Below are 18,312 nucleotides of genomic sequence, written 5' to 3' on the forward strand. Positions count from 1 at the left end.
CAGGGCGGCGAAACAGGAATAAACGGCTGTTTCACTCCTGTTTGCCCCTCTGTTCACTCATCCCATGATTGGTGGTATTCCCGGCATGAGCGTGGTCGCCCAAGAGACCCGAGGAAAGACCGCCCCCCTCGCGTGGCTGCTCGTTCTGGGAATCGTCCTCGCGGCGCTCAACCTCCGCACCGCCGTCACCAGCGTCGGGCCCCTTCTCGACCAGGTCGCCGCCGGACTCGGGATGACCAGCGTCGGCACCGGCCTGCTGACCACGCTGCCCGTGCTCGCCTTCGCGACCGTCGGCGCCATCACCCCCGCCATGGCCAAGCGGATCGGCGAGCACCGCCTGCTCCTGGTCGCGCTGGTCACCCTCGGCGCCGGGCTGCTCGCCCGGTCCCTGGTCGACTCCGCGCCCGTCTTCCTGATCGCCAGCGCGGTCGCGCTGTCCGGCGGCGCCGTCGGCAACGTGCTCATCCCCGCCCTGATCAAGCGGCACTTCCCGGCCAGGACCGGGCTCATGACCACCGTCTACACCACCAGCCTGGCCGCAGGGACGATGCTCGCGGCGGCGGCGACCGTACCGATCGAGCGGGCCGCCGGAGGCGACTGGCACATCGCGCTCGGCGTGTGGGCCGCGCTGGCCGCCGTCGCCGCCCTGCCCTGGCTGGCGCTGCTGCGCAGCGAGCCGGAGCGCGTCTCGGGCCAGGGCGACACGAGCCCCCGCAAGCTGCTGCGCAGCAAGCTCGCCTGGATGGTGGCCCTCTACTTCGGCAGCCAGTCGATGATCGCCTACATCATGTTCGGCTGGCTCGCCAAGATCCTCACCGACGGCGGCTACACGACCGGGCAGGCCGGGCTGATCCTCGGGGTGTTCACCGCGCTCAGCATCCCCATCTCCATGCTCATCCCCGTCGTCGCCGGCCGCTTCCGCGACCAGCGGCCCGTCGTGTCCGGGCTCGTCGCGGCGTACGCGATCGGCTTCCTCGGGTTGTGGCTCGCGCCGTCCTCCACGGCGGTCGTGTGGGTGGTGTTCGTCGCGATCGGCATGGGCTCGTTCCCGCTCGCCCTCATGATGCTCGCCCTGCGCACCCGTACGCCGGAGGCCACCGCCGCGCTGTCGGCCTTCGGGCAGAGCGCCGGCTATCTCATCGCGGGCGCCGGGCCGCTGGTCGTCGGCGTCCTCTACCAGGCGACCGGCGGGTGGGCGCTGCCGTACGCGCTGATGCTCGCCGTCATCGTCGTCCAGCTCGTCACCGGCCTGTACGCCGGACGTGACCGCTATCTGGAGGACGAGAGGATGGCGGCGTGAACTCCACCCTCGTCACCTTTCCCAGCGGCCGGGTGTCCGGCCACTCCGAGATCCTCGGGGTCGTGCCGGTCGGGGGCCGGCACGGCCTCGTAGTGGCACAGACCCCCTTCCACCCGCTCGACCACACCTGGCCCGACCAGCCCGCCGACCGGGGGACCATCGGGGGCCTGCCGGTCGCCGACTGCGTGACCGGCGCGGCCTCCGGCGGCGAGGTGCGCGTGGGCGAGGACATCCCGGTACGGCGCGGCGACGACGCCTGGCAGTGGCTGGTCGTGCACGTCACCGACCGGCCGCTGCCCGTCGGCGAGCAGGTCGAGCTGGTCGTGGACGCCGCCTACCGCGAGGCGCTGTCGGCCGGTCACTCCGCCTGCCACCTGGCCGCCCTCGCCCTCAACGCGGCGCTGGCCGACCGGTGGCGCAAGGAGGTCGGGCTCGACGCGCTCGGGCACCCCGACTTCGACCAGAGCGCCATCACCTCCTCGCGCATCGGAGAGCGCGCGAGCGTGGACGTCTACCGGCTCGGCAAGTCGCTGCGCAAGAAGGGCTTCGCCGCCGAGGACCTGCCGGTCGACGAGATCGCGACGCGGGTCAACGGGCTGCTGAAGACCTGGGTGGAGGCGGACGCGCCGATCTGGGTGGACGTGCCGGGGCCCGGCCTGACGGCCCGCCGTACCTGGCGCTGCGGGCTCCCCGAAGGGGAGGCGTCGATCCCGTGCGGTGGGACGCACGTCGAGCGCACCTCCCGGCTGGGCGCGGTGACGGTCGCGCTGGAGGCGGGGGAGCAGTCCCTGACCATGCGCACCACCGTGGGGTCCTGACCGCTCAGCGGTGGACGGTGCGCCCGCCGAGCAGCGTGTGCCGCACAGCGGCGTGCCCGACCTCCTCGACCGGGCGGGCGAACAGGTCACGGTCGAGCACGACGAGATCGGCCAGCTTGCCCGCCTCGACCGAGCCGGTCAGCCGCTCCTGGCGCAGGGCGTACGCGGCGTCGAGCGTGTAGGCGCGGATCGCCCGTGCGAGGCTCGGCACGGACTGCGGGCCGATGCGCAGCGAGGCGGCGATGTTCGGCAGCGGCGACAGCGCGCCGACGTTGAAGTCGCTGCTCAGCGTCACGGTGGCGGCGCTTTCCATCAGGGCGCGGATGGGCTGCAGCCGCCCGGTGCGCTCGGGGCCGAGCACCGGTTCGTCGCCTCGGCGGTAGGCGGGGTCGTCGATGCCGGGCGCGGAGGTCTGGAAGTCGGCCACGACGCCGAGCCGGGCGAAGCGCGGCAGGTCGTCGGGGTGGGGGTACTCGACGTGGGTGATCCGGTGGCGGGCGCCGAGGTCGCCGTTGCGCTCGCGGGCGGTCTCGACGGCGTCGAGGGCCTCGCGCACGCCCCGGTCGCCGATCGCGTGGATGTGGACGGTGAAACCCACGCGCTCCAGCCTGCTCACGTAGTCGGCCAGCCGGTCGGCGTCGAAGTAGTTCAGCCCTCTGTCGCCAGGTACCGGGGTGCCGACCAGGTACGGCTCCAGCAGGGCGGCCGTGAGGTTGGCGGTGACGCCGTCGGCGCAGATCTTGACCTCGCTGACGCTGAGCAGGCCGCCCGGGTCCGGCCGGAACGCCTTCGCCAGGGCAGGGAGCTGGCGGTCGTCAGCCAGCTCCGGGTAGGCCCACAGCCCGAGCGTGGTGCGCGCGGTGAGCCTGCCCTCGCGCTCGGCCCGCCGCCACAGGCCGAGCTGGTGACCTCGGCCCCGCCAGGTGACACGCGCGTCGGCGACCGACGTGATGCCCGCCTCGGCCAGCTTGCGCTGGCTGTCCAGCAGCGCCGGCCACTCGTCCGACGGCCGGCCGGAGTGGACCAGCATCGCGTTGTCCAGCAGCAGGCCGTTCGGTTCGCCGTCGGCGTCGCGCAGGATGAGGCCGCCGGTGACCTCGGGGGTGTGCCTGTCGATGCCGAGGGCGGCCAGCGCCCGGCTGTTGAGCCAGGCCGCGTGGCCGTTCTGGTCGAACAGCAGTGCGGGCCGATCGGGTACGGCGGCGTCCAGCAGCAGGCGGGGTGGCCGAGGCGAGGGGTGCAGCCGGGTCACGTCGAAGCCGGAACCGGTGACCCAGCCGCTGTCCGCGCAGGCGCGTACCTGCTGGACCAGCCGCCCGGCGTCGGCGTCGAAGTCGAGTGGGCAGCCGTCGTCCGCCTGGCCCTCGACGGGGTGGCAGTGCACGTCGTGGAAGCCGGGCAGCACCAGCCCGCCCTCGGCATCGATGATCTCGGTGCGCGGGCCGACGAGCGGGTCCAGCTCGGCGCGGGAGCCGACGGCCCGGATCCGCTCGCCCGAGATCGCCACCGCCTCGGCCCACGGGCGGCGAGGGTCCAGGGTGTACACCCGGCCGCCCGTGATCAGGCGCTCGGCGTGTGCGGGCGCGCAGCCTGCGGCGAGGAGCGCGCCGGCGAGCAACGTGCGGCGGGCGAGGCGGTGCGTCATGCCGGGATTGTTACATACGTGCTCCGTTTGGAACAATGATGTTTCAAACGGAGCGCTGTTGCTAAGCTGTCGGGTCATGCGCGGATCGTCGGGAACGCTCGTGGAGATCGCCACGCAGACGCTGCTCGCCAACCCCGCCGCGGCGCTGGCCGAGGTGGCGGCGGCGGCGGGCGTGAGCAGGACCACCCTGCACCGGCTCTACCCCACCAGGCAGGAGCTGCTCGTCGCGGTCGCCTCCGAGGCGGTCGATCGGGTCGAACGGGCCTATGCCGAGGTGGGGCTGGAGGCGCCGGGGGAGGAGGCCGAGGGGGCGCTGCGGCGGCTGCTGGCCGCGCTGATACCGCTCGGGCCGCAGCTGGAGTTCATCCACCGGGAGCGATCCCTGGACGCCGAACTGTCGCTGCACACCCGCTTCGACTCGCTGGACGACCTCGTGATCGACCTGGTGAAACGCGGTCAGCGGGCCGGTGTGCTCCGCGCCGACCTGGCGGCCTGGTGGATCGTCTCCTCCTTGAACGGCGCCGTCTACGCGGCCTGGGAGTCGATCGAACTCGGCAGGCTGGCGCCCAACGACGCGCCCGGGATGGTGTTGTCCACGCTGCTCGACGGCATCCGTTCGGCGGCGGGTGGCGGCTGAGGCCCGGCCTACGCCACCAACTGGCCCAATTTTTCAGGATTTGCTATGAGGTAGACGGTCTGGATCCGGCCAGCCACGATGACCAGCGACAGGGCCGCGAGCACGCGTTCCCCGTGGGCGACCACCACGGCCGGGCCCCCGTTGACGTCGGCGATCCGTACCTCGGCCACCTCGGTGGGCACCCCGGCCGAGGCCGTGAACTTCCGCACCCCCTCCGCCGTGGCGATCGAGGCGAGGAACCTCGCCACCTTCTCCGGCCGGTGCAGCACCCGCAGCGGCGCCCGCACCTTCCCGCCGCCGTCGGCGACCAGGCTCACGTCGGCCGACAGCAGCGCGATCAGGTCCGCGAGGTCGCCGCCGCCCGCCGCCGCGAGGAACCGCTCGGTGATCCGCCGCCGCTCGCCGGCGTCCGTCTCGAACCTCGGCCGCCGCTCCTGGACGTGGTCCCTGGCCCGCCGCGCGAGCTGCCTGGTGGCGGGCTCGGCCCGCCCGATGACCTCGGCGATCTCGGCGAACGGCAGGCCGAACGCCTCCCGCAGCACGAACACCGCCCGCTCCAGCGGGGACAGCGTCTCAAGGACCACCAGCATGGCCAACTCGACCGAGTCGGAGAGGACCGCCTGATCGGCGACGTCGGGGACCGTACTGACGGGTTCGGGCAGCCAGGGGCCGACGTACGCCTCCCGCCGCGACCGCGCCCACCGCAGCCGGTCCACCGCCAGCCTCGTCGTCACTCTCGTGAGGTACGCCCTGGGGTCGGCGACCTCGCGCTGATCGACGTCCGACCAGCGCAGCCAGGCTTCCTGGACGACGTCCTCGGCGTCGGCCATGCTGCCGAGCACCCTGTAGGCGACACCGGTGAGCAGGGGGCGGTAGTCCTCGAACACGACATATAGACGTATCACGGGGTGCTGGGTGTGACATGGGTGGTGCGGAGTTCGGATATGCTTGTGGAGCGGTTGTGCGCAAGGGGCTATGGCGCAGTTGGTAGCGCGCCTCCATGGCATGGAGGAGGTCTGGGGTTCGAATCCCCATAGCTCCACCTCTTGAGAAAGCACTCGTAGACCGTCTTCCACTTCTTGGAAATCTGGGGCGTTTTCCGCGCCATCGGGTGACCGCCCGCCTTTTGGGATGATGGGCCGATGGCACGGGTCAGGGTTCTGGTGACGGGGATGTCGGGTACGGGCAAGTCGTCGGTGGCGCGGGAACTGGCCACGCGGGGGCACCGTACGGTCGACACCGACGACGACCACTGGAGCCACTGGGTGCGGCACCCGGACGGCGAGCGCGACTGGGTGTGGCGCGAGGACCGGATGTCGGAACTACTCGACGGCCACGACGGCGGCGCCCTGTACGTGAGCGGGTGCAAGAGCAATCAGGGCCTGTTCTACCCCAGGTTCGACCACGTGGTACTGCTGAGCGCACCCGCCGAGCTCATGCTGGCCCGGGTCGTCGCCCGCGCCGACAACCCCTTCGGCAAACGTCCGGAGGAGCGCGCCGCCATCCTCGCCGACCTGGCCGCCGTCGAACCCCTGCTGCGCGCCACCTCCACCCTGGAGATCGACACCACCGCGCCGCTGCCGGAGGTCGTCGACCGGCTGGAGGCGCTCAGCCACGCCTGAGGCCGGTCACTCCTCCGGCTTGTCAGGGGCGTTCCTGCGCTGCTCGTCCACCCGCTCGCGCAGGCGGCGCAGGAACTCCTCGTCGTCGTCCGGGCTCACCGCCCGCCCCCGGGGCCGGGCGGGCGGCGGAGGAGCCGCCCGAGGGCGTCCGGCGACCAGCCAGAACACCGAGCCCACCAGCGGGAAGAACAGGACGGCCAGCACCCACAGCGCCTTCGGCAGGCTGCGCACCGACTCCTCCGAACAGGTGATCACATCGAAAAGGCAGTAGATCCACAGGCCGAGGGTGATCAGGCCCAGCCCTTGGTAGAGGTACAGCACGGTTGGCGAAGGTAACAGAGGTTCATACCACCCGGGTAGTACACGCTCACGTCACCGTGCTTCGGCGGCGGTAGCCCACCACCGCCCCAGCGGACGATGACCTGCGGCCGGTCGCGCGGCAGGGTGTGGGCATGCACAATCACGCGTTCAGATTCGGTGTCGTCGCGGGCTCCGCGCCCGGTCCCGGCGGCTGGCCGGGGCTGGCCAGGCGGGTCGAGGAACTGGGATACGCGACGCTGCTGATCCCGGACACGCTGCAGACGCTCTCACCGTTCGCCGCCGCTGCCGCGGCCGCCGCCGCGACGAGCACGCTGCGCGTCGGGACGTACGTCGTCGCGGCGCCCAACCGCACCCCCGCGATGGTGGCGTGGGAGACGGAGACCGTGCAGACGCTGTCGGGCGGCCGCTTCGAGCTGGGGCTGGGGGCGGGACGGCCGGGCGCCGAGCAGGAGGCCGCCGCGCTCGGCGTGCCCTTCGGCACCGCGGCGCGCCGCGTCGGCCTGGTCGCCGAGATCGCCAAGGCGGTCAAGAACACGCCGATCCTCATCGCCGCCTCGGGCACGCGGATGCTGCGGCTGGCGGCGGAGCAGGCGGACACGGTCGCGCTCGCCCTGCCCCCGCACGCCACGGAGGCCGAACTCGCGGCCACGCTGGACGAACTGTACGAGATCGCGGGCGACCGCTTCCCGAAGCTGGAGGTCAACAGCAACCTGTTCGTCGTCGGCGACGACGCGCCGGACTGGCTGGTGCGCTCGCTCGGCCGGGATCCCCGCGAGATCGTGGCACGCGGCGGATACGGCGTCGTCCCCGGTGAGCCGGCCGCGATCGCCGACACGCTCGCCGGGCGCCGCGACCGGCTCGGCATCTCCTACGTCACGGTGGGGGCGCCGTTCGCCGAGCGGTTCGCCCCGGTGGTGGAACGGCTGGTGGGCACCTGAGCTACCGGCGGTCGGCCAGCGCGTTCACGGCGGCGATGAGCTGGGGGCCGTCGAGCATCACCCGGTCGTTGTGCCCGGCGCCCGCCACCTCCACGAGCCTCGCGCCGGGCGGCGCCGCCGCACGCGACATCGCGGGCGGGATGATCGTGTCTGCGGTGCCGTACACGATGGTGATCGGCACGCGCAGCGTGGCGAGGCGGTCGCGCACGGGGAAGCGGTCGCGCAGCAGCAGCCGCACCGGAAGGAACGGATAGGCGTGCCGGCCGGCGTCGGCGAGTTCGGTGAACGGCGAGCGCAGCAGCAGCCCGGCGGGCGGCCGTTCGGCGGCCAGCGCGGTGGCGACGGCGGCGCCGAGGCTCTCGCCGAAGTACAGGACCTCGCCGTCGAGGAAGTCGCGCGCCGCACGGGCGTCGCGCAGCAACCCCTCCTCCGAGGGACTGCCCGGGTTGCCGCCGTAGCCCCGGTAGTCCATCAGCAGTACGGCGAAGCCCTCCCGGGCCAGCGCCGCCGCGAGCGGCGCCCGATCGAGCCGGTTGCCCGCGTTGCCGCCGGTGACCAGTACGGTGACGGCGCGGCGGCCGGGAACGTACCAGGCGCCGAGCCGTAGTCCGTCGGAGGTCGTGAAGCCGACGTCGCGACCCCCGGGCAGCACGGAGGCGGCAGCGGGCACCGGGCTCGGGTCGGGCAGGTAGATCAGCTTGCGCTGCACCACCCACAGCAGCCCCAGCAGCACCACGGCCACGACGACGGTGACGAGCACGAATCTGCCCACCCGCGGATCGTATCCTCAAGGCGCCGATCAGCCGGAGTCCGGGCGGGCGCCCGAGATCATCGGCCGGGATCCGGCCTGGAGACCGTGATCCGCCCCAGCCCCTCCGGTTCCTTGCCCGGGTAGAGGCCGGTCAGCATCGTGCTGACCGTGTACAGGTGCCAGGCGGTGCCCGGCTTCTTGACCACCGGGTCGGCGAACAGCGCGCGCACCGCGTCGGGGTCGACGATCGGCTCCAGCGCGTCGAGGCTGCCGAGCACCTGCTGCCGCAGTACGTCGGTGAGCGCCTCACCCGGGCTGGTGCGCCAGTTCCATCCGCCGCCGGTCTTCACGGTCGGCAGGTGCGGCGGCGGCACGTGCTCCCACGGCCACCGCCTGGCCGCCCCGTCGGCGAAGCGCCACGGCTTCCCCTCGATCGGCACGTCCTTCAGCTTCGGCGCGAACCGCATGATCAGCGCGTAGATGACCTCTTCCGACAGCCGCCACGCCTGGTCGAGGCCGAGCGCGACCCGCGCCACCCGGTTGTCGAGGTAGGGCCGTACCGGGTCGCCCCGGCGCAGCGACCCGGCACGTGCGCCGGCCTGCCACCGGCCCACCCGATACCAGAGGTAGATGTGGTCGAGCGCCTCCAGCCGGTTCCCGTGCGCCTCCCACGGCCGGGCGATCTCGCGCGCGTGCTCGTTGGCGGCGGCGCTGAACAGCCCCTCGTCCTTGATGAAGGTGGCCCGGATGCGTCGCAGCAGCGCCTTGTCCGTCAGGTCGGACTGCAGCAGGTTGAGGCTTCCGGCGCGCAGCGTCTCACCGCCCTGCCCCGACATGGTGGCCTTGCCCGAGTACGGCAGGTAGCCGACGATCGACTCGTAGGCCGAGGTCATGCCCTCGCAGGTGCGCAGTGTCTCCCACGCCCGCGACAGCGGGTGCTCCACCAGCACCGCGTCCTTCTCCTCGGTCTGCGGCGGCGCGATCACCGTGTGCTCGACCTTCAGCCTGGCCGCCAGCCGCCTGGCCAGGATCACGTCCGGGTGGGTGTCCAGCCCGTTGGTGGTCGCACGGAACGGCACCCCCGCCGCGTGCAGCAACGCCCCCAGGACGCGGGTGTCGCGCCCGCCGGTCAGCGCCAGGTTCACCGGTTCCCCCGCCGACCGCAGCGGCGCCACCGTCGCCAGCAGGGCCTGGGCGAGTTCGTCGATCGCCGCCCGCTTCTCCCGCTTGGTCGCCGGTGCCGACGCCTGCGGCATCGGGATCTCGGTGATCGTCCGCCTGCCGTCCCTGATCTCCACCACGGAGCTGGGGCGCAGCGCCCGCACCCCCTCGTACGGCGTCTCGTCCGACAGGAAGTAGCCCTGCCTGGCCATCGTCTGCAGGGCGAGCACGTCGTACCTGATGCGCTCGTCGGGACGCGCGGCCAGGTGCACGAGCAGGGCGCGGCTGCCCACGAGGTGCAGGTCGTCGGTCTCTGCGTAGAAGACCGGGCAGATCCGGTTGACCGCCGTGGCGGCGGTGAGGCGGCCGTCGCCCGCGATCCAGGCCGAGAAGCAGCCGCCGACGTCGGGGTCGGGCAGGCGGGAGACGTCCGCCGGGTCGGCGAGGTGCCCGTTGACCCCGACGATCCGGCCCTCGTCGTGGAGCAGCCGGGGGAGACGTGTGTCGTCGGGCTCGTTGGACCAGCCGAACAGGGATACGCCTCTGCCGTGCCACTCCTGCCCTCTGATCACCTCCGGTGGCACGGGGAAGGCCGTCTCGATGGCCGCGCGGACCCGATCGAGAACCTCCGGCCGGACATCTCGCTGTTTCGCCGCCAAACCCAAGTAGACCCGCACGGCACACATGCCTACCCTAAGTAGGCGGTTCACGACAACCGATCACGCTGGGAAATGGGTACGCGTCACCCCAGGGCCGCTGCCGAAGGCACAGCCCGCCTCACGCGCATGAGGATCCGTTGCCGTCGCCTCGGTGCCAATGTGCCGCGCCCGCATAAGCGGCCGTCAGCCTGGTCGTCACCATGCCCTGTGACGGACTCGGGTGAATGGGGAGGAGTCCGGCGTACAGCCGGCGTGCCACCGGCAGCATCCTCGGGTAGCAGAAGACCGACGATCCCGTGCCCACGATCGACGGGGTGTCCAGCATCAGCGGCAGCTCGGACAGCAGGGACGGCACCGCCTCGCGGATCCGCGAGGGGTCGGGGCGCGGCAGGTGCAGGACCGGTTCGAGGGCGGCCGCGCAGTGTTCGCGGAAGTCGGGGTCCTCGACGTACAGGCGGTCGATCTCGTGGCGCAGGCCGCTGTAGGCGGAGCGGGCCACGAGGTCGGTCCAGCTGAAGACGCCCACCTCGGGACGGCCCAGCGTCTCCAGCGCCGCCGCCACCCGGTCGCGGGTGTTGTCGATCGCGGCGCGGGCGCGTCTGAGTGCCTTCCTGTCGCCCCTGACCGCGAGGGTTCCGGCGAGTTCCATGCCGGGCACCAGCACGTCGACGCGGGCGAAGTGGCGCAGTCCCCAGCGCAGCAGCCCGGTGATGACGGGCAGGCTGAAATATCCGTCCGACGCGCCGATGCCGAGAAGCGCGTGCTCGCGGGCGGCGTAGATCCGCGCGCACCGGGGGGTGAGCGGGACGGCCTCAACAGTGGTCATCTGACGCACGGTAGCAAGGCCGTTACGCAGATGTGCACGGTTGTCGGACAGGCTGCGGGGTCGGCTACACTGGCGTGGTCGCCGAGGGCGGCGAGGGGCTATGGCGCAGTTGGTAGCGCGCCTCCATGGCATGGAGGAGGTCTGGGGTTCGAATCCCCATAGCTCCACCCCCACAGATGTCCCACCCGGCCGTTCAGAGTGTCGGGGCCGGTCGCCGCCGCAGGCTGCGTACGCTGGAAGCTGCGCGGGCCGAGGGCAACGGCCGGCGGCCAGTGCGTTTCGTGGAGTGGTGGTTGTGGCGGTGCTAGGTAAGATCCTTCGCTTCGATGACGTCCGTGGCTACGGTTTCATCGTTCCCGACAACGGCGGGCAGGACGTGTTCGTCCATGTCAACGACCTTCTCGACGACCGGGCCGCCTACGAGCCAGGCTCCACCGTGGAGTTCGAGGTGCTCGAAGGCGACCGCGGCCTCAAGGCGTACGCCGTGCGCCTGACCAAGCCGCCGGTAGCCGGGGCCGAGCGCGTGCCGGAGACCGTCCGGCCGCCCGCGCCGATGACCGTGCTCGCCCAGGACGAGGACGGCATGTGCGATGTTCTCGCGCCGGAGGAGTTCCGCCAGGAGCTCATCGACACGCTGCTGCGCGACCTGCCCGAGCTCACCGGCGCCCAGATCGTCCGGCTGATCGACAGCATGCTCGACTTCTCGCAGAAGCACGGCTGGATCGTCGACTGACGGGCGGCCCGCTCAGCCGTGGCGAACCTGCTCGGCGGTCAGCAGTGCGTCGATCAGCCCGAGCAGCCCGGCGGTCTGCGCCGGCGCGCCGATGATCACGATCTTCGCCTGGCCCCGTTCCCCGTCGTAGACGGTCTGGACGCGCAGCGGCGGTGCGGCCGCGTCGCCGGGGTCGCTCACCGAGGTGAGCAGGAGCGTGCTCAGCCGGTCGAACAGCTGCCGGTCCACACCGGTCGCCTCGACGATGCTCGTCACCTCCAGAGCCGTCCGCGCCGGCGCCGGGGTGCCGGTCACGGCCTCCAGGTCGGCACGGGCGATCCGGTACTGCTTGCCGATGCGCACGGCCTTGAGCCGCCCGTCCCGGATGTAGCCGCGTACCGTGCGCACGTGCAGTCCGAGTCGCTCGGCGACCTCTTCGACTGAGTACATATCCTTACTCATCGCTCCCTAAGATAGGGCGGATGCGGAGCGACGGCGAACTGTTGCGGCTGGAGTCGGATGTCCTCGGCATCCCCGAGGACGGCGAGGCGGTGGTGGCGCAGACCTCGGACGGGCACACCTTCGCCGTGCTCGGGGCGGGCCTCGACCCCGGCTTCACCGAGGCGGACGCCCTGCGGCTGCGTCCCGGCGGCGACGGCGACCCGAGCTACCTGGTGGTCCCGCCCCTGCGCCACGAGTTCCCCGTCGAGGTCCTCGACCACCGGCACGCCGAGCGGGTACGCGGGCTGCGGCCCGGGAACTGGACGGCCGAGGAGTGGGCCGAACTGCTGGACGGCGGAGCCGGGGCGCCCTGGACGATGGTCGTCGAAGACGGGCAGGTGGTCTCCATCTGCCACACCCCGCGAAGGACGGCCGCCGGAGCCGAGGCGGGGACCTGGACCGCGCCCGGTCACCGGGGGCGCGGCCACGCCGCCGCGACCACCGTCGCCTGGGCCCGGATACTCGCCCCCGACTGCCCCCTGCTGTTCTACAGCACCTCGGCGGACAACCGCTCGTCGCAGCGGGTCGCCGAGCGGCTGGGCCTGCGCCCGCTCGGCCGGTTGTGGCGGGTGCCGCTCACATGAACGTGCGGGCGGTCCACAGCTCGGGGAAGACGGTCTTCGCCATGCTGCGTTCGAGCCACACCAGCCCGGCCGAGCCGCCCGTGCCCGCCTTGGCGCCCATCGTCCGCCGCACCGCCTGAAGGTGCTGGTACCTCCAGTCGCCGAACCGCTGCGCCACCTCGGTGAGCGCCTCGCCGAGCCGCCGCAGGGCGTCGTCGTCCGCGTACACCCGCACCCACGCCTCCACGAGCCCGTCGCCCGCGAACCCGCGCCGGGCCAGCAGCGCCGTCACGCTGTCCCACAGCGACGGCTCGCGCAGGCCGCGCTCCAGCGCCGCGTGCACCTCCGGCTGACGCCGGAACGGCCGGATCACCGAGTCGGACTTCAGTCCCAGCGCGAACTCCAGGTGCCGGTACATCGCCGACTGGAAGCCCGAGCCATCGCCGAGCTGCTCGCGGAAGCGGTTGAAGTCCGACGGCGTCATCCACCGCAGCCCGTTCCAGGCGGTGTTGAGCCCGTCGAGGTGCAGTTCGGTCCGCCGCAACGGCCCGAGCGCGCCCTGGACGTCGTCGGCGTCCACGGCCCGCTGCGCCTGGCGCAGCTCGTAGTGGACGAGCCCGAAGTACAGCTCCATGATCTGGCTGATCATGAGAAAGGACATCTCGCCGGGGTCGTCGCTCAGCGTCTGCTGCAGGCTGTGCAGGGTGCTGGCATGCACGTACGTGTCGTAGGGCACCGGCTGGTCGAACTCCAGCGTCGGCGCGTCGTTTCCGAAGAGGTCCATGGCCTCCATGATCTGTCGAGGGACATCAAGGTCGGAATGCCGATCGAACGGTCTAATGCCTGGCAAACCTTACAATCGGCAGGAATTATGCGAGCCGAGTTTCCGGGGTGAAAGTGGACGAGATGGACTGGTTGCTCCTCCGAGAGCTCCAGACGGAGGCCCGGCTGTCGTTCAGCGAACTGTCCCGGCGCGTGCACCTGTCGCCGCCCGCCGTCGCCGAACGGGTGCGCAAGCTGGAGGAGTCCGGCGTGATCGGCGGCTACCGGGCACACGTCGATCCCCGGCTGGTGGGCAGAGGCGTGGTCGCGCTGGTCACGATGTCCTGTTACGGACCCGGCTGCGTGCTGCGCAACCCGGAGGCGCTGAGGTCCGCCGACGTGCTGGAGGTGCACCGGGTGACCGGCGGGGCCTGCTGCGTACTGCGGGTGGCGGTCGCTACCATGGCCGACTTCGAGGAGCTCATCGACCGGCTGTCGGCCTACGGCACCCCGTCCAGCTCGATGGTGCTGTCCAGCCCGGTGCCCTGGCGGCCGACCCTGCCGCCGGGAGGGTGAGCGCCTGAGCAGGGGGATATCGTAGGTCAACCGCGAGTATGCAGAATGGAACCCCTCATATGGCGCAGACGCCGCGCAACATCGCAGTCTTCGGCGCGGGCTACATCGGCCTCGTGACCGCCGCGTGCCTGGCCGAACTCGGCCACACCGTCGCGGTCCGCGACATCCAGCCCGAACGCGTCCGCCTCCTGCGGGCCGGCGAGGTGCCGATCTACGAACCGGGGCTCGGCGAACTGATCGCGCGCAACGCCGGACGGCTGGCGTTCACGACCGACGCGGACCGGGCGCTGGCGGACGCCGAGGTCGCCTACGTCTGCGTGGACACCCCGCCGACACTCGCGGGCGACGCCGACCTGTCGCGCGTGTGGTCGGTCGTCGAGTCGCTGAAGTCCGCGCCGCACCTGCTCGCCGTCGTCGTCAAGAGCACGGTGCCCGTCGGCACCGGCGCGCGCGTCAGGAACGTGCTCAACGAGGCGGGCCTGCGGCACGTCGGGTACGTCTCCAACCCCGAGTTCACCGCCGAGGGCCGCGCCGTCGACGACTTCCTCCACCCCGACCGGGTGGTGATCGGCGGCGCCGACCCGCAGGCCGTACGACTGGTCGCCGACCTGCACGAGGGTGTCGAGGGCCCGATCGAGACCATGGACGTGGCCTCGGCCGAGATGGCCAAGCTGGCCAGCAACGCGATGCTGATGACCCGCATCTCCTTCGTCAACGAGATCGCCGTCCTGTGCGAGCTGACCGGCGCCGACGTCGAGGTGGTCGCCAAGGCGGTCGGGCTCGACCACCGGATCGGCGCCCACTTCCTTCAGGCGGGCATCGGCTGGGGCGGCAGCTGCTTCCCCAAGGACTCCGAGGCGCTGAAGCAGCTCGCCAGCAACACCGGCCACCACCCGCAGCTCCTCAACGCCGTCATCGAGGTCAACAACCTGCAGAAGCGGCGAGCGATCCAGAAGCTCAAGGACGCGCTCGGCAGCCTCGACGGCGCCCAGGTGGCGCTGCTCGGCATGACCTTCAAACCGGGCACGGACGACATGCGCGAGGCCCCGAGCACGGTGCTGGCGGCGCGGCTGCTGGCCGAGGGCGCGAAGGTACGCACCTGGGACCCGCTGGCCGAGCCTGCGGCCGGCGCCGAGCCGTGGGCCTCGACGATCCGCTGCGGCAGCCCGCTGGAGGCGCTGTCCGGCGCCGACGGCGCCATCGTGGCGACGGCCTGGCCGCAGTTGCTGGAGGTGCCGTGGGCCGAGGCCCGCGAGGTGATGGCGCGGCCGGTCGTCTTCGACGGCCGCAACCTTCTCGACCCGGCCGCGATGCGCGCGCTCGGCTTCACCTACATGGGGGTCGGCCGCCCCTGAGAGCGCCCCTGAGAGCGCCTCCCGGCAGCGCCTCCCGACAGCGCCTCCCGACAGGGACGGTTCCGGGCGATCCCCGAGGCCGGTTCAGGGCTCGCCCGGATGCCCGCGCCGCCCCGCGCAGGCGAGGATTCCGGCATGAAGAAGATCCTTGTGGCGGGCGGCCTGCTGGCCTGCGTGGCGTCGCTCACGAGCTGCGGCGCCTTCGGCGTCTCCGCGGAGTCGGAGAGCAAGACGTACGAGATCACCGACAAGGTGGCCGTCCTCAGCCTGAAGACGGGCAGCGGCGACGCCGACATCACCGAGACCGGCGGCACCTCGATCAAGATCACTGAGAAGCTGCGCTGGAGCCGGGAGAAGCCGAAGACCGTGCGCGAGGTCGGCGGCGACACCCTGAGCCTGTCGTACGAGTGCCCCGCGTCCTTGGACAACTGCGGCGTCGACTACACCGTCGAGGTGCCGAAGGGGATCAGGCTCCGGCTTGAGGCGGGGTCGGGCGACTCCAGGCTGCGCGCCCTGAGCGGCCCGGTCAGCGCCGAGGCCGGGTCCGGCACGGTCGAGGGAACCGAACTGTCCAGCAAGCAGGTCACCGTCGAGACCGGCTCCGGCGAATCCCGGCTGCGCTTCGCCTCGGCGCCCGACAGCGTCGAGGTGAAAGCGGGCTCGGGCAGCGCGTCCGTGTTCCTCCCCGAGGGCCCCTACGCGGTGAAAGCCACTGCCGGCACCGGCGAGGTCACGGTCGGGATCACCGACGACCCGGCGGCCGCGCGGAAGGTCAGCGTGCGCGCCGGGTCCGGCGACGTCGAGGTCAAGCCCGCCTAGGAGGCCGACGGGACCGGCGGGCCCTCGCTGGCCTGGACGAGGACGAAGCCCTGCCCCTGGAAGGCCAGCTGCATCGCCTCGCCGCTGCCGCGCCCGATGAGCGCGCCCGCCTTGAACGTGCGGTTGACCCCCACCCCCAGGTGGGCGCTCCAGCAGATCGCCGACTGCCCGTCGGCGAAGGTGGGCGCCTGCCCGGCGTCGAGCATGACCGGGGTGCCGTGCGCCGTCACCGCCACCCAGCCGGTGCCGGTGACCGTGGTGTTGAACAGCCCGCCCGCCGCCACACCCGCACCCTGGACGCGCCCGATGTCCCAGCCCAGCTGCGGCTCGAAGGCGAGCAGGTTGCGGCCGTTGACCGTGATGCCCTCGTTCTCCAGGTAGAACAGGTGGATGTCGTCGGCGTTGTGGGCGAGATAGAGCATGCCCTCGCCGCGCACCCGCATGAGCGGGACGCCCTCGCCGGTGACGACCTTCTTGAGCAGTTTGCCCACGCCGCCGGAGCCTTCGTGGTCGAAACTCATCTGACCTTGGAAGGCGACCATGGACCCCTGCCGGGCGAGCACCTCCTGAGGCAGGCGCACCCGCAGCATCTTGGCGTTCTGCAGGGCGAAGTTGGCGGGTACCTGCGAGATGTCCAGGTTGCCGAAGAAGGAACTACGCATGCGGCCAGTGTGGCGTAACCGGTGAAGGACGCGAAACGGTGGTCCGCAGCCGCCGGAACTCACCCTGCTCCGCCGACGCCGTGATCGCCGTCATGATCTCCAGCACGTGCAGGGCCAGCGTGCCGGAGGCCCGGTGCGGCGTGCCCGCACGGATCGACCTGGCCAGATCCAGGATGCCGAGCCCGCGCCCGATCGTGGTGCCGGACACGGGCAGCTCGCGCCAGCGCTCGGCGTGCGGCGCGCGGATGAGCAGCGGCCCGCCGTAGGTGTTCGGGTCGGGCAGCGACAGCACGCCCTCGGTGCCGGTGATCTCGATGCGGCGCCGGTCCACGGGGGAGTCGAAGCTGAACGTCGCGGACACGTTCGCCCCGGAGGCGAAGTCGATCAGCGCGTGCACGTGGGTGGCCACCCGTACCGGGAAGGACTGCCCGGCCTTCGGCCCGGAGCCGATCTCCCGCCAGGCGTGGGCGATCCGGGTGCTCCCCGCCACCCGTACGGCCGGGCCCAGCAGCGCCACGAGCGCGGTCAGGTAGTAGGGCCCGAGGTCGAACAGCGGCCCGCCGCCGGGGCCGTACAGGTATTCGGGGCTGGGGTGCCACCGCTCCGGCCCCATGCTCTGCATCGCGACCGACACCGCGACCGGCGTGCCGATGAGGCCGGAGCGCAGCGCCCGCGCGGCCGACTGGAGCCCGGCGCCGAGGAAGGTGTCGGGCGCCGCCCCGACCCGCAGCCCCAGCCCGGCGGCCTCGGCCAGCAGCTTCTCGCCCTGGTCGACGTCGAGCGCGAGCGGCTTCTCGCCGTACACGTGCTTGCCCGCCCGCAGGACGGCCAGGCCGACCTCGGCGTGCGCGGACGGCACGGTCAGGTTGACCACCAGCTCCACCTCAGGCACGGCGAGCACGCGCGGCAGGCCGCCCGAGACCGGCACGCCGAAGTCCGCCGCGACGGCGGCGGCGAGGTCGGTGTCGAGGTCGTCCACGGCGACGACCCGCAGTTCGGGGAACATGCACAGGTTGCGCAGGTAGGCGGCGCTGATCACGCCGGCGCCGACGATCGCGACGCCGGTCACCGCCGCGTGCGCCGGGGGGAGGGGACGGTGTGGAGCGGGTAGGTCATCTGTGCGTGGCCCCTTCCGAGGGACGGAGGCTTCCTCTCACTAGGTTGGTGTGCGTGAGTTCCCCTATCAAGATTGATGTTCCGCTCGGCGCCGGGGTGCGCGCCGGGTGCGGCTGCGCCAGCGTGCTCGTGCTGGCGGGCGCGGTGACGGCGGCCGTCGCGGCGTTCGCGGGAGCGGGCGCGGGCGACACGGATCCGCTGCAGACGGCGCTGGAGCTCGTGCTGTTCCTGGTGGTGCCGATCGCGCTGGTGGCGGTGGGCTGGATGGTGCTGCGCAGAGGCTCGGGGGCGTGGATCGAGGGGAGCGTGCTGGAGTGGCGGGTCGCCTTCCGGTCACGGAAGGTCGATCTGTCACGTACCGAGGCGGTCTACTACGACACGCGGGTGCACCTGCTGGTGGTGAAGGACGTCTTCACGGGGACGCTGCGGGTGCCGCTCGTGACGGGGCGCGGGCCGCTGCCGTCCGCGCAGTTGCGGGCGCTGGCCGACGGGCTGGCGGCCGACCGGCGCCATGACCAGGTCGCCGCCGAGATCCGGGCACTGGCCGAGCGCTCTCCCCGATAGCCGT

Annotated in this window: 21 protein-coding genes and 2 tRNA genes; 13 read left to right on the forward strand and 10 right to left on the reverse strand. The window is 72.1% G+C overall.

The window, feature by feature from the left end; translation table 11 throughout:
* The first annotated feature begins 85 nt into the window (after positions 1–85).
* Together ABD120_RS00105 and ABD120_RS00110 are read left to right on the forward strand one after the other, a co-directional pair.
* A complete protein-coding gene (locus tag ABD120_RS00105; protein ID WP_343947507.1) occupies positions 86–1,300 on the forward strand; it encodes a CynX/NimT family MFS transporter in 1,215 nt (404 codons plus the stop codon).
* Positions 1,297–2,118, forward strand: coding sequence for an alanyl-tRNA editing protein (locus ABD120_RS00110; RefSeq protein WP_343947509.1), 822 nt, complete (start codon positions 1,297–1,299; stop codon positions 2,116–2,118). The genes ABD120_RS00105 and ABD120_RS00110 overlap by 4 nt, the downstream gene beginning before the upstream one ends.
* Before the next feature lie 4 nt (positions 2,119–2,122).
* Here ABD120_RS00110 and ABD120_RS00115 read toward each other — a convergent pair whose 3' ends face one another.
* A complete protein-coding gene (locus ABD120_RS00115) occupies positions 2,123–3,763 on the reverse strand; it encodes an amidohydrolase (RefSeq protein ID WP_343947510.1) in 1,641 nt (546 codons plus the stop codon).
* Between the two features lie 76 nt (positions 3,764–3,839).
* Here ABD120_RS00115 and ABD120_RS00120 point away from each other — a divergent pair, with 76 nt between their 5' ends.
* On the forward strand, positions 3,840–4,400 hold the full coding sequence (locus ABD120_RS00120; RefSeq protein ID WP_343947511.1) for a TetR/AcrR family transcriptional regulator: 561 nt from the start codon (positions 3,840–3,842) through the stop codon (positions 4,398–4,400).
* Between the two features lie 8 nt (positions 4,401–4,408).
* Here the strand turns inward: ABD120_RS00120 and sigJ are convergent, their stop codons facing one another.
* Positions 4,409–5,305 carry an RNA polymerase sigma factor SigJ gene (gene sigJ, locus ABD120_RS00125; RefSeq protein WP_343947512.1) on the reverse strand — a complete coding sequence of 299 codons (897 nt, stop codon included), beginning with the start codon at positions 5,303–5,305 and terminating at the stop codon, positions 4,409–4,411.
* Positions 5,306–5,369: 64 nt separating this feature from the next.
* Here sigJ and ABD120_RS00130 point away from each other — a divergent pair.
* Positions 5,370–5,442 (forward strand) — tRNA-Ala (locus ABD120_RS00130).
* Between the two features lie 100 nt (positions 5,443–5,542).
* Entirely contained in the window at positions 5,543–6,022 is a 480-nt protein-coding gene (locus ABD120_RS00135; protein ID WP_343947513.1) for an AAA family ATPase, read from the forward strand.
* Positions 6,023–6,028: 6 nt separating this feature from the next.
* Here the strand turns inward: ABD120_RS00135 and ABD120_RS00140 are convergent, their stop codons facing one another.
* Positions 6,029–6,343 (reverse strand): PLD nuclease N-terminal domain-containing protein, encoded by a 315-nt coding sequence (locus ABD120_RS00140; protein ID WP_343947514.1) that lies wholly within the window; start codon positions 6,341–6,343, stop codon positions 6,029–6,031.
* A 131-nt stretch (positions 6,344–6,474) separates the two neighbouring features.
* Between ABD120_RS00140 and ABD120_RS00145 the strand changes: the two genes are divergently transcribed.
* On the forward strand, positions 6,475–7,281 hold the full coding sequence (locus ABD120_RS00145; RefSeq protein WP_343947515.1) for an LLM class flavin-dependent oxidoreductase: 807 nt from the start codon (positions 6,475–6,477) through the stop codon (positions 7,279–7,281).
* A gap of 1 nt (position 7,282) precedes the next feature.
* Here ABD120_RS00145 and ABD120_RS00150 read toward each other — a convergent pair whose 3' ends face one another.
* From ABD120_RS00150 to ABD120_RS00160, 3 genes are all read right to left on the reverse strand, one after another.
* Positions 7,283–8,053, reverse strand: a complete 771-nt coding sequence (locus tag ABD120_RS00150) for an alpha/beta hydrolase (RefSeq protein ID WP_343947516.1) — start codon at positions 8,051–8,053, stop codon at positions 7,283–7,285.
* Positions 8,054–8,109: 56 nt separating this feature from the next.
* Positions 8,110–9,879, reverse strand: a complete 1,770-nt coding sequence (locus ABD120_RS00155; protein WP_343947517.1) for an asparagine synthase-related protein — start codon at positions 9,877–9,879, stop codon at positions 8,110–8,112.
* Between the two features lie 91 nt (positions 9,880–9,970).
* A complete protein-coding gene (locus ABD120_RS00160) occupies positions 9,971–10,678 on the reverse strand; it encodes a tRNA-dependent cyclodipeptide synthase (protein ID WP_343947518.1) in 708 nt (235 codons plus the stop codon).
* A gap of 94 nt (positions 10,679–10,772) precedes the next feature.
* Here ABD120_RS00160 and ABD120_RS00165 point away from each other — a divergent pair.
* Together ABD120_RS00165 and ABD120_RS00170 are read left to right on the forward strand one after the other, a co-directional pair.
* A tRNA-Ala gene (locus ABD120_RS00165) sits at positions 10,773–10,845 on the forward strand.
* Between the two features lie 128 nt (positions 10,846–10,973).
* The gene (locus ABD120_RS00170) at positions 10,974–11,411 is read left to right on the forward strand and encodes a cold shock domain-containing protein (protein ID WP_343947520.1); all 438 of its coding nucleotides are present in this window, start codon (positions 10,974–10,976) and stop codon (positions 11,409–11,411) included.
* Positions 11,412–11,423: 12 nt separating this feature from the next.
* Here ABD120_RS00170 and ABD120_RS00175 read toward each other — a convergent pair whose 3' ends face one another.
* Complete coding sequence (locus tag ABD120_RS00175) at positions 11,424–11,840, reverse strand: helix-turn-helix domain-containing protein (protein ID WP_343947521.1); 417 nt, start codon at positions 11,838–11,840, stop codon at positions 11,424–11,426.
* Between the two features lie 32 nt (positions 11,841–11,872).
* Here ABD120_RS00175 and ABD120_RS00180 point away from each other — a divergent pair, with 32 nt between their 5' ends.
* Positions 11,873–12,475 (forward strand): GNAT family N-acetyltransferase, encoded by a 603-nt coding sequence (locus ABD120_RS00180; RefSeq protein ID WP_343947522.1) that lies wholly within the window; start codon positions 11,873–11,875, stop codon positions 12,473–12,475.
* Here ABD120_RS00180 and ABD120_RS00185 read toward each other — a convergent pair.
* Positions 12,468–13,238 (reverse strand): tryptophan 2,3-dioxygenase, encoded by a 771-nt coding sequence (locus ABD120_RS00185; RefSeq protein WP_343947523.1) that lies wholly within the window; start codon positions 13,236–13,238, stop codon positions 12,468–12,470. The two genes, ABD120_RS00180 and ABD120_RS00185, sit on opposite strands and share 8 nt — an antisense overlap.
* A 122-nt stretch (positions 13,239–13,360) precedes the next feature.
* Here ABD120_RS00185 and ABD120_RS00190 point away from each other — a divergent pair, with 122 nt between their 5' ends.
* The 3 genes from ABD120_RS00190 to ABD120_RS00200 all read left to right on the forward strand — a co-directional run bounded on the left by ABD120_RS00190 (position 13,361) and on the right by ABD120_RS00200 (position 15,966).
* On the forward strand, positions 13,361–13,792 hold the full coding sequence (locus tag ABD120_RS00190) for an Lrp/AsnC family transcriptional regulator (RefSeq protein WP_343947524.1): 432 nt from the start codon (positions 13,361–13,363) through the stop codon (positions 13,790–13,792).
* Positions 13,793–13,851: 59 nt separating this feature from the next.
* On the forward strand, positions 13,852–15,147 hold the full coding sequence (locus ABD120_RS00195; RefSeq protein ID WP_343947525.1) for a UDP-glucose dehydrogenase family protein: 1,296 nt from the start codon (positions 13,852–13,854) through the stop codon (positions 15,145–15,147).
* Positions 15,148–15,282: 135 nt separating this feature from the next.
* Positions 15,283–15,966, forward strand: a complete 684-nt coding sequence (locus ABD120_RS00200) for a DUF4097 family beta strand repeat-containing protein (RefSeq protein WP_343947527.1) — start codon at positions 15,283–15,285, stop codon at positions 15,964–15,966.
* Here ABD120_RS00200 and ABD120_RS00205 read toward each other — a convergent pair.
* Positions 15,963–16,628 (reverse strand): AIM24 family protein, encoded by a 666-nt coding sequence (locus tag ABD120_RS00205; RefSeq protein WP_343947529.1) that lies wholly within the window; start codon positions 16,626–16,628, stop codon positions 15,963–15,965. The two genes, ABD120_RS00200 and ABD120_RS00205, sit on opposite strands and share 4 nt — an antisense overlap.
* Positions 16,621–17,697: a Gfo/Idh/MocA family protein gene (locus ABD120_RS00210; protein ID WP_343947531.1), complete on the reverse strand. Its 1,077-nt coding sequence runs from the start codon at positions 17,695–17,697 to the stop codon at positions 16,621–16,623. The genes ABD120_RS00205 and ABD120_RS00210 overlap by 8 nt, the downstream gene beginning before the upstream one ends.
* A 101-nt stretch (positions 17,698–17,798) precedes the next feature.
* Here ABD120_RS00210 and ABD120_RS00215 point away from each other — a divergent pair, with 101 nt between their 5' ends.
* Positions 17,799–18,308 carry a hypothetical protein gene (locus tag ABD120_RS00215; RefSeq protein WP_343947533.1) on the forward strand — a complete coding sequence of 170 codons (510 nt, stop codon included), beginning with the start codon at positions 17,799–17,801 and terminating at the stop codon, positions 18,306–18,308.
* Positions 18,309–18,312: the final 4 nt, after the last annotated feature.

This window comes from Nonomuraea longicatena (assembly GCF_039525605.1).
Taxonomy (GTDB): domain Bacteria; phylum Actinomycetota; class Actinomycetes; order Streptosporangiales; family Streptosporangiaceae; genus Nonomuraea; species Nonomuraea longicatena.

Excerpts from the sequence above, each read along its gene's own strand:
- ABD120_RS00205 (WP_343947529.1), bottom strand. The coding sequence starts at position 16,628 with ATGCGTAGTTCCTTCTTCGGCAACCTGGACATCTCGCAGGTACCCGCC.
- ABD120_RS00190 (WP_343947524.1), top strand. The coding sequence starts at position 13,361 with ATGGACTGGTTGCTCCTCCGAGAGCTCCAGACGGAGGCCCGGCTGTCG.
- ABD120_RS00120 (WP_343947511.1), top strand. The coding sequence starts at position 3,840 with ATGCGCGGATCGTCGGGAACGCTCGTGGAGATCGCCACGCAGACGCTG.
- ABD120_RS00200 (WP_343947527.1), top strand. The coding sequence starts at position 15,283 with ATGAAGAAGATCCTTGTGGCGGGCGGCCTGCTGGCCTGCGTGGCGTCG.
- ABD120_RS00195 (WP_343947525.1), top strand. The coding sequence starts at position 13,852 with ATGGCGCAGACGCCGCGCAACATCGCAGTCTTCGGCGCGGGCTACATC.
- ABD120_RS00115 (WP_343947510.1), bottom strand. The coding sequence starts at position 3,763 with ATGACGCACCGCCTCGCCCGCCGCACGTTGCTCGCCGGCGCGCTCCTC.
- ABD120_RS00175 (WP_343947521.1), bottom strand. The coding sequence starts at position 11,840 with ATGTACTCAGTCGAAGAGGTCGCCGAGCGACTCGGACTGCACGTGCGC.
- ABD120_RS00135 (WP_343947513.1), top strand. The coding sequence starts at position 5,543 with ATGGCACGGGTCAGGGTTCTGGTGACGGGGATGTCGGGTACGGGCAAG.
- ABD120_RS00155 (WP_343947517.1), bottom strand. The coding sequence starts at position 9,879 with ATGTGTGCCGTGCGGGTCTACTTGGGTTTGGCGGCGAAACAGCGAGAT.
- ABD120_RS00145 (WP_343947515.1), top strand. The coding sequence starts at position 6,475 with ATGCACAATCACGCGTTCAGATTCGGTGTCGTCGCGGGCTCCGCGCCC.
- ABD120_RS00105 (WP_343947507.1), top strand. The coding sequence starts at position 86 with ATGAGCGTGGTCGCCCAAGAGACCCGAGGAAAGACCGCCCCCCTCGCG.
- ABD120_RS00185 (WP_343947523.1), bottom strand. The coding sequence starts at position 13,238 with ATGGACCTCTTCGGAAACGACGCGCCGACGCTGGAGTTCGACCAGCCG.
- ABD120_RS00160 (WP_343947518.1), bottom strand. The coding sequence starts at position 10,678 with ATGACCACTGTTGAGGCCGTCCCGCTCACCCCCCGGTGCGCGCGGATC.
- ABD120_RS00180 (WP_343947522.1), top strand. The coding sequence starts at position 11,873 with ATGCGGAGCGACGGCGAACTGTTGCGGCTGGAGTCGGATGTCCTCGGC.